Origin of the sequence: Methanogenium sp. MK-MG (genome assembly GCF_009914725.1) — an archaeon.
GTDB lineage: Archaea > Halobacteriota > Methanomicrobia > Methanomicrobiales > Methanomicrobiaceae > Methanogenium.
Window position 1 is genome coordinate 1 of the sequence record NZ_JAAAWJ010000082.1, and the last position, 8,061, is coordinate 8,061.

8 protein-coding genes are annotated in these 8,061 nt (G+C 49.4%); 6 read left to right on the forward strand and 2 right to left on the reverse strand.

Annotated features, from left to right (window positions below; translation table 11 throughout):
• Positions 1-637 precede the first annotated feature (637 nt).
• From MKMG_RS11705 to MKMG_RS09770, 5 genes are all read left to right on the forward strand, one after another.
• A complete protein-coding gene (locus tag MKMG_RS11705) occupies positions 638-760 on the forward strand; it encodes a hypothetical protein (protein ID WP_256366080.1) in 123 nt (40 codons plus the stop codon).
• Between the two features lie 6 nt (positions 761-766).
• Complete coding sequence (locus MKMG_RS09755) at positions 767-1,216, forward strand: hypothetical protein (RefSeq protein ID WP_165077628.1); 450 nt, start codon at positions 767-769, stop codon at positions 1,214-1,216.
• A 385-nt stretch (positions 1,217-1,601) separates the two neighbouring features.
• Entirely contained in the window at positions 1,602-1,910 is a 309-nt protein-coding gene (locus MKMG_RS09760; RefSeq protein WP_165077630.1) for a hypothetical protein, read from the forward strand.
• Positions 1,855-2,376 (forward strand): hypothetical protein, encoded by a 522-nt coding sequence (locus tag MKMG_RS09765; protein WP_165077631.1) that lies wholly within the window; start codon positions 1,855-1,857, stop codon positions 2,374-2,376. Before MKMG_RS09760 ends, MKMG_RS09765 begins: the two co-directional genes overlap by 56 nt.
• Entirely contained in the window at positions 2,355-2,525 is a 171-nt protein-coding gene (locus MKMG_RS09770) for a hypothetical protein (RefSeq protein ID WP_165077633.1), read from the forward strand. The genes MKMG_RS09765 and MKMG_RS09770 overlap by 22 nt, the downstream gene beginning before the upstream one ends.
• A gap of 232 nt (positions 2,526-2,757) precedes the next feature.
• Here MKMG_RS09770 and MKMG_RS09775 read toward each other — a convergent pair whose 3' ends face one another.
• Both MKMG_RS09775 and MKMG_RS09780 read right to left on the reverse strand, forming a co-directional pair.
• On the reverse strand, positions 2,758-6,306 hold the full coding sequence (locus MKMG_RS09775; protein ID WP_165077634.1) for an SBBP repeat-containing protein: 3,549 nt from the start codon (positions 6,304-6,306) through the stop codon (positions 2,758-2,760).
• Between the two features lie 231 nt (positions 6,307-6,537).
• Entirely contained in the window at positions 6,538-7,095 is a 558-nt protein-coding gene (locus MKMG_RS09780; RefSeq protein ID WP_165077635.1) for a TATA-box-binding protein, read from the reverse strand.
• A gap of 284 nt (positions 7,096-7,379) precedes the next feature.
• Between MKMG_RS09780 and MKMG_RS09785 the strand changes: the two genes are divergently transcribed.
• On the forward strand, positions 7,380-7,781 hold the full coding sequence (locus MKMG_RS09785; protein WP_165077636.1) for a hypothetical protein: 402 nt from the start codon (positions 7,380-7,382) through the stop codon (positions 7,779-7,781).
• Positions 7,782-8,061: the final 280 nt, after the last annotated feature.

Consider the following 8,061-nt stretch of genomic DNA (forward strand, 5'->3'; position numbering starts at 1 on the left):
AATTGGGGGATTTTATGATTTTATGGAGTGAAATTCACTAACTGTCAAATAGATTATCCGGACAAAAAATGAAAATTTTTGATCGCTGTAGCGGATAGTCTGCTCAGGTAAATGAACTCAAACTGGCAAACTTAGGTAATAATGCGGTTGTCGTACTGAAACTATAACCGGGAAAAACCGGTTTTTAAATCAAAATACGAATTTTATTTTATCAACGTGTTCTGGGGAATTTACGATCAAAACAGGCAGGAAGCCTATGGATCTGGTCGTGAGTAGTTGACTTTAGATACGTTTTGCCAAAAATACGATTGTTTTCTTCGAAATATTATTTATCATCCTCTTTTTGAATGGTTTTTATGCAGTCGAATAGGGAGGAGTATCCATTTTATTTGATCGAAGACATCCAACTGAACGGGAAAAGCTGTATGACGGGTAAACGATTGACCCATAACCCATTAATAAAACGAAGTCGAAGGTCTGGTATGTGGCACTGAAAAGATGTTGCACAGGGTTTACCTGAACCGACCAGGAACGGCTAAACCCCCCGCGTGCCCGGAGGCAAGACTGCATTGGCATCGAGATCACTTGAAGATTTTCAGACTTTGCCTCAGGCAACCTGAAAAACCGGAGGAAAGTCATGAAAACAAAAATCAGAATTTGGGCACTCCCTATACTCCCGGCAATGCTGCTGGTGAGCGTGGTTGCGGTGCCAGCGGTGAGTGCTGATGAAATGAATGTCGCACTTAATAATGAATGGTGACATTTAATGACTCAAATTAATCCAGAAGTTGCAATTATAATTTTATCTTTTATCTTGGTTGGGTCTGTAACAGGATGCGATCTAAACTCTCTTTATGAATATAGCCCAGTAGAGATGAGCAACACAGACTGGAATCTGATCTCTTTTGCTGATATGAAAGATCAAGTGACAGAACCAGATTCCAAAGCCTATATTCACCATATAATGGCCAGTCAGGAACTCCCTGAAACCACGAGTACCGTGAGAAACACACCTATAAGTACTTCATCGGAGGCAGTGCTCAAAGAACCTGTTATAGGGGACAAGGTAATTTATGATGAGTCGGTGCCAGATAGTGAATTCAGCATTTTTTACAGCCCTGTTCTACTTATTTTTGGAGCAATTGGAATTATCATAATATTTGTGCTTTTGATACTGTACTCCCGTGTTCTGAGATCACGGAGCAAAGGCACCTGAATCCGGGACTCTTTTTGAGGTTATGTCCAACTGAACAGAACAGTTGGATGATGCGTAAACGATTGGTCCATAAACCATTAATAAAACAAAGCCAACAGTCTGGTATGCGGTATCGAAAAGATGTTGCACGGGGTTCACCTGAACCGACCAAGAACGGCTGAACCCCTCGCGTGCCCGGAGGCCATCTGCATTTATGTGATTTCGCACATTTATACGTTTGCCTGTTTTTGCCTCCGGGTACATGAAAAACGGAGGAAAAACATGAAAACAAAAATTGGGATGCGAGCACTTTCCGTGCAGCAATCAGATTTAATCTCTGACGTCCGGGAAATGACCGAATATTGGAATAATATTCAGTCTGAACATGGGGACGGAGACAATCATTATGAACAATAACATGAAGAGATCTGCTGTCTGTCTTGTTCTTCTCGTACTCCTGAGTAGTTTTCCTCTCGTTGGTGCGAACTGCCAGACCGGGACTGAACCTGGCTGCTACATCGTTCACTGGTATACGTATGGCGATGCAGAAGTCTGTTTTGATGATGAGTATAAAGGCACTATCAGCGGCAGTGAACTCGTTGTCCCGGTGGACCCGGCAGCACCGCCATACCGTAGTTATTCCATCACAAAAGGGGGGCATGCGACCTTCACCGGCTATATCGATTCCGTTCCCGCACCGGGGAGAAACAATTGATCTTCATCCCTGGTACGTGCAGACAGAACAGCCTGATCCTGAATGGGATGGTGGTGACCGGGGATGGTATGTCGTGCATGAGAATGTCGAAGGGTCTGCAGTCTACTTCGACCGGAAGTATATGGGTGAAATTGCAGATGGGATACTCAGGGTTGAGGTGAATCTCACCGAACCTGCCTTCACCGAGTACCGGGTTGTTGAACCGGACGGGTGGACAAGCCATACCATGCAGGTCCAGCACATCCCTCCGGCAGGAGGGACGGTGCATTACTATGCATGGGTGCAGCCGGCCCCCCACCCCTCGTCAATGCTGCCCGGCCCGGATACACCGGAACCACTTCCCGCAACACCGGCAGCCAACTCCGGAAACACTACCGACGATGAGGGAGTAAAAACGCCCGGTTTTGGAATCGCAGTTCTCCTCACCGGGCTGGTGATCACGGCATGTGCGATGAGGAGATGGTAAACGGTGTGCATGCAGGAGCACTGAAAGGGCTTATTGTTCTGATCGTCCTTGCCTGCATGGCTGTTGCAGCCGGTGCCGGGCAATTCCCTGATGCGGCACCGGGCACGATTATGCGCCTCACCGATGATCTTAATGGCAGAAATTGTTGAGTATTGGTGAAGAATCCGGGTGAGTTATCTCATCGTGCTCTCTCCTGAAAAAATCGGATTCACCATATTTACTCACTGATCTCTCGTTTAAGAGTGTTTCAATGATTGATTCGGTTGTGCCGTTTTTCACATTTCTTCTGCTTGTATCACATATCATACATTGTGCGGAAGTCAGATCCACAAGCCATGTACAGCACCCCGAATCCCCGCAGAAATGCCGTATCCCGTGATGTCAGCGGCTGTCCGCCTCATGAATTTTTGTGAGGATTCGTTCGTTGCCCAGACTTACGGTCGTCACATATTCCTCAGTACTTATCTTGGCATCGTTCGGCACCTGGGTGGTGTGGAGTTCATTGGAGTCATAGAACGCAGCAATCTGCGTGCCCTCATTATCAAAGACCCGGACAATCCCGTCCACGGAAAAGAGCATGACTGCTCCGTACGGGATCTCGTAGTCTTTAATTTGTTCGTCTGCCGGCACCAGCATGACTCCGTGCGTGAGCAGCACCGGTTCCATCGATTGGTTCACGGTGAGCTCTGGCAGGTGTAGGTCTTCCCGGTCGACTGGGTTTGGGGGCAGGAGGGTTGGTGACGGCTCCGGCATGAGGTTGAAAATCTGTGTGGTCTCGACATCGTAGCGTTCACTATGTGGGAAGATTTCAAGGCGGTACTCGCCCGGCCTGAGCAGTGATGCATTAACGATGCAGGAAAATCCCCGCGTGGTGGCGTTTACCCATGCCACGGTGGTGTTTGTCTCTGCCATCCCGTGCGACCAGTCGTAGTCTTTATACGTTGGATGAATTGAGGTGGTCATTACGTCCACTCCGAGACTCTCCCCTTCGGGAAGGTTGGTGATCCCTGACACCCTGATGGTATTCTTTTGTGCCGTTCCTATGGGATCGATCTCGATCCAGGGTTGTTCCACAACTACCTGATAGATGGTGCAGCTGTCGCGGGAGGCCGGATCCGTGATTGCCTGGATCAGGGTGCCGGCGGAATTGTCAATTCCCATTGACCGGGCGTTGGCGAGCTGGAAGAGTACGGTGTTGCGGTACAAAGTGGCGACTTCATCAGAGGTTGCATTGTAGGTGACGCCGAACCGGTCATCAGCTCCCGGCTCCTGCACCACAATAAAATACCGGGCGTCGGCGAATCTACGCGTCTTCTCTTGGGAGACATGGTAGCTGTACGAACGGTCGAAAGGCAACTGCTGTTCGGTAACGGTTGCTGCATTCGGCCCGAACATCCAGATTCTGACTGCAGATGACCAGAGCTGCTGTGCTGTCCCGTGCACCTCAATGGATTCCCCGGAGATGACGGACAGCGTTGATTCGGGTGTCGGGAGGGGCAGTTCCTTCAGGGAGACGGGCTGCGACTGGTTGCCGCCCAACCCGATCTCAAATGTCCTGATACAGGGAGTTACACCGGCCCGCGTCTCTGCGAATACAATGACCGGATACGTCCCGGCATGCATGAACGTGTGGGTGGTGTGCTGACCGGTTGCACCCGTTCCGTCACTGAAATCCCAGCGCCACGATGTGTCGGGTGTGGTGGGTGTGGCATTGAAGATGATGGTGGCAGGGGAGGTATCATTCACTAGTCTCGCGGTAAAACCGGCATCCGCAAGATTTTCGCAGAGCATCAGGAGAACGAATGCATCCGAATTGCCCCGTTTATTTTTGAACTGTGCATCCGGTGTGGTCGGGAAGGTGGCATCCATGGTCTTTCCGGTCATCCATATCATGCCGTTTCCGGCGGCAGCGATGTCGGTACCCGTTGAATGAGTGCCATCTCCAAGGAACGTCGCGTACAAAAGCGTTGTCAGGGGGGCGTTCAGACGTGCCACGAATGCACTCGACTCCTTCACGGATGTCTGCTGGTAGGCGCCGTCGGTGGTCGGGAAGTCCGGTGAACAGGCGACACCGGTCACGTAGACGTCCCCATCCGCATCAACGGCGATGCCTCTGATCCCGTCCGATCCCGTTCCGCCCAACAGCGTTGCCACCGTTATTCCTGATCCCGTGGAGTTCAGGCGTGCCACAAATCCATTGGTGGTGCCGCTGTTCTTCTGCTGAAAGGCAGCGTCAGTCGCCGGGAAATCGGATGAACGGGTCTTCCCGGCGATCGCGATGCTGCCGTCGGGACACCGGGCGCATCCCACTGCTTCGTCGTCACCGGAGCCGCCGATATACGTCGCGAAGAGGAGGTCTGATCCCGAAGGACTGATCTTTGCCGCGAAGAGATCCGTTCCCCCTGTCCGATGCTGGCAACAGCTACCGGCAGTGGCCGGGAAGTCATCCGAACCCGTGGTGCCGGTGACGATGACGGCACCATCCGAAAAGAGAACGATGCCGGTCGCTTCATCATTTCCTGTCCCGCCGAGACGGGTGGAATAGATCAGATCTGTTCCTTCCGGGTGCAGCTTCAGGACGAATGCATCGCCCGACCCCTGCTGTTTCTGTTGGAATGCACTGGTTGTTGTGGGGAAATCTGATGAATACGTGGTGCCTGCCACAAAGGCATTCCCCTCTTCGTCCACCGCGATGGCAGCACCGCCATCACCGATTGACCCGCCGATTAACGTTGAATACACAAGCGAGGAGCCCGACGGATCAATTTTGGTGACAAAGATGTCCTGAACCCCGCTGCCTGTCCGTGAGTATGCACCGGGAGTGGTCGGGAAATCTGCGGAACTGGTCTTGCCGGTGAGGAATGCGCTGCCACTGCTGTCAACAGCGATGCGTGGGTTATATCCCCCGGCACTCCCGCCCAGATACGTTGAATAGACGAGCCGGTGTGTGGTGGCATCGAGTTTTGTCACAAACATCTGCGAGGAACCGGTAGCGCTCTCTGAGAAATCCGGAGACTGTGCATCTTTTGTAATGGGAAAGTCCGGCGAACTGGTTGTGCCGGTGACGTAGATGTTGCCGGCCGGGTCGAGTGTGATACAGTTCCCGTCTTCATTGTCCAGTCCGCCAAGGTAGGTGGAGTAGAGCAGCTGGGGGTCAATAGTGAGCGGGACGGCCGGGTCATAGGCACCAATTTCAAACCCGACGTCATTGCCGCCCAGGAGCTGGTAGCAGACAGGCACCGTCACCTCTCTTCCGTCGATCATCTGGAAGCCGACCGGTACGGATTCCGTCTGGATACCGGTGTTTGTCGTAATGACGAGTGTCCCGTCTGTATCCACAGAAATTCCCGTGATTCCTTCATAGTGGACTCTGATTTTTGAAGGGTTGGCACCGGGTGCCACGACAAACTCCCGCTTTATCCTCCCGCCTGCATCCCGGTAAACACAGTCAATACCGGGATACAGGCCGCGATACACAATGCCCGTATATGTGGTGAGGTTCGTGTAGCAGCAGGAAGATTCTGATCCAAAAAAGAAACTGGCCGTATTCTCCTGCGGGCCTGTTCCCTCAATCAGGGGGTTGGGATCTGCGCCCTCCCAGGTCTGCACGATGGCGGCAGAATCACCTGAATCTTTTTGCCCTGTGCCGTATCCGTGCACCACCAGTGAGTCAGGCATAAAAGTGAGGCTGGTCTGACCACGCAGCACCGCAAAGGAGACCTGGTCCTCAAACTGTCCGTAATTGGGAATAAACCTGACCGGCAGGATGCTGACGGAGTTATCATTCGACAGGGTAGTGGTCGATGATGGGATATCCGCTGACACGGCACCCCCGCAGACCACGGCGATGAGTGCGATTGTCAGGAGTGCGATTGTCAGGAGTGCGAGAGCAGATGCACGGAATCCGGGGTGCTGGACGGGAATGCACATAATGCTACTATTATAAAATGCAACCTTTAATTTTTCTGATACAATTTCGTCTACACGTTTTTGGTCTATAACGATCGTGAGGGGATTGTGATTGTTGAGGGATGCGCCTGTTCTGATGTATGAACCAGGAAAAAAGGTAAACCCGTCTGCTGAATCAACACTGCTTCATCGGTACATATCTGTAAGAGATGACTTCCGTAAGCATTTTTCACAATTTTAGAGAAAAACAGATTATTGAATCTGTTTTAATTTATTCTTAAGATAATCAATTGACAGTTTAACGTCATCCAGATTCTTTGCTCCCGTGAGAATTACTTTACCTGATGAAAAGAGTAATGCCACGACTTTTGGATCTGTCATTCGGTAAACCAGACCTGGAAACTGTTCCGGTTCATATTCAACACTCTCATGATTTAGCGTGATAACCACTTTATTGAGGTTAATAAAATTACCACTATCATATGAACAGACCATATTTGAAATAACAACATCAGGGGTTTCAATTGTCTTTATACCAAACTCGTTTAGCTGACGTACAATGGTAATAAGGCCTTCCCGAAATTCATCGTTGTTTGATATTCCAGTCATGACAATTTTTCCTGATGAGAAAAGCAAGAGTGCAATATCAGGGTTTTTCATATGATAAATGGCACCTGGAAATTTTGCTTTATTTAATTCACAGCCATCCAGTACGCCTGAAATATATTCAATATCAATAGCCTCTGCAACACTTCCGGAAGCAACAATATTTTCAATTTTCAGTGAACTATATTCACCCAGATCATCCATCGCCCTCTTTTATGCTTATAAAACGATAACCATTCGCCAATAATTTTATCGTTGCCTTGTTAATGGGCCAGTTTTGGATCCTGTTACAGGGGAATTCATTCAGAATATCATCGTGATATTACACATTTTTTGAAACATATGCACACTGACATAGTCCCGGCACTTTAGTCATGGGAGTATGTCAGCTATGTGCCCGTCCGGCAATGCTTGCAGGCTGTCCGGCATATGTCCCTGGAGTAGTTTTCAGGATCAGTTTATATTCTTTTTATGATATTCTATGAGTTATGGAAGAGACCGGGCATGGAGAAGAAATTCTGTTGTTTGTCTACAATGCGGACAGCGGTGTTTTCAGCGAATTAAATGATTGTGTCCATAAAACCGTTTCACCGTCCACGTACGACTGTCCACTGTGTGCAATTACCTACGGGAGCACGGGGATGAAGAAGGAATGGAATAAATTTATGAAAGACCTTGACTTCAGAGTTGAATTCCTGCACCGGGATGAGATGGCAAAGGGCTACCCCGTTGTTGCAGTCCCTCTTCCGGCTGTGTTTAAAAAAACGGGCCAATCCCTGAATCTGGTAGTGAATGCGAGAGAGATTGCGTCATGCAGGGATCTTGAGGAACTGATGGATCTGTTGACGTATAAGCTGAAACACGTTGGTGTAATGATGAATGTACAATGATAATCTCAGGTGGACTGCATCTCAGAATTTAACTTAGAGATGGATACAATCGGGTTTTATTCTCCTGCCAGCGTATGGAATACTGGCATCACATCGTTCAAAACTAATAATTAACAGAAAATAACGTGATTACAATATGTATCAGGAGAGTTTCAGGGAATTTCCATAACTCTTCTGATCTCCAATGGAGAACTCTCAAACCAGATCGACTGAACCCATGAAGAGCTCTTTAATCTCCAGTGGTGAGAGCGGGATATTCTCTGCGTCTGAATTCCCCGGT

Coding starts and splice junctions, on each gene's coding strand:
- MKMG_RS09785 (WP_165077636.1), top strand. CDS start 7,380: ATGGAAGAGACCGGGCATGGAGAAGAAATTCTGTTGTTTGTCTACAAT.
- MKMG_RS09775 (WP_165077634.1), bottom strand. CDS start 6,306: ATGTGCATTCCCGTCCAGCACCCCGGATTCCGTGCATCTGCTCTCGCA.
- MKMG_RS11705 (WP_256366080.1), top strand. CDS start 638: ATGAAAACAAAAATCAGAATTTGGGCACTCCCTATACTCCCGGCAATG.
- MKMG_RS09755 (WP_165077628.1), top strand. CDS start 767: ATGACTCAAATTAATCCAGAAGTTGCAATTATAATTTTATCTTTTATC.
- MKMG_RS09770 (WP_165077633.1), top strand. CDS start 2,355: ATGTGCGATGAGGAGATGGTAAACGGTGTGCATGCAGGAGCACTGAAA.
- MKMG_RS09760 (WP_165077630.1), top strand. CDS start 1,602: ATGAACAATAACATGAAGAGATCTGCTGTCTGTCTTGTTCTTCTCGTA.
- MKMG_RS09780 (WP_165077635.1), bottom strand. CDS start 7,095: ATGGATGATCTGGGTGAATATAGTTCACTGAAAATTGAAAATATTGTT.
- MKMG_RS09765 (WP_165077631.1), top strand. CDS start 1,855: ATGCGACCTTCACCGGCTATATCGATTCCGTTCCCGCACCGGGGAGAA.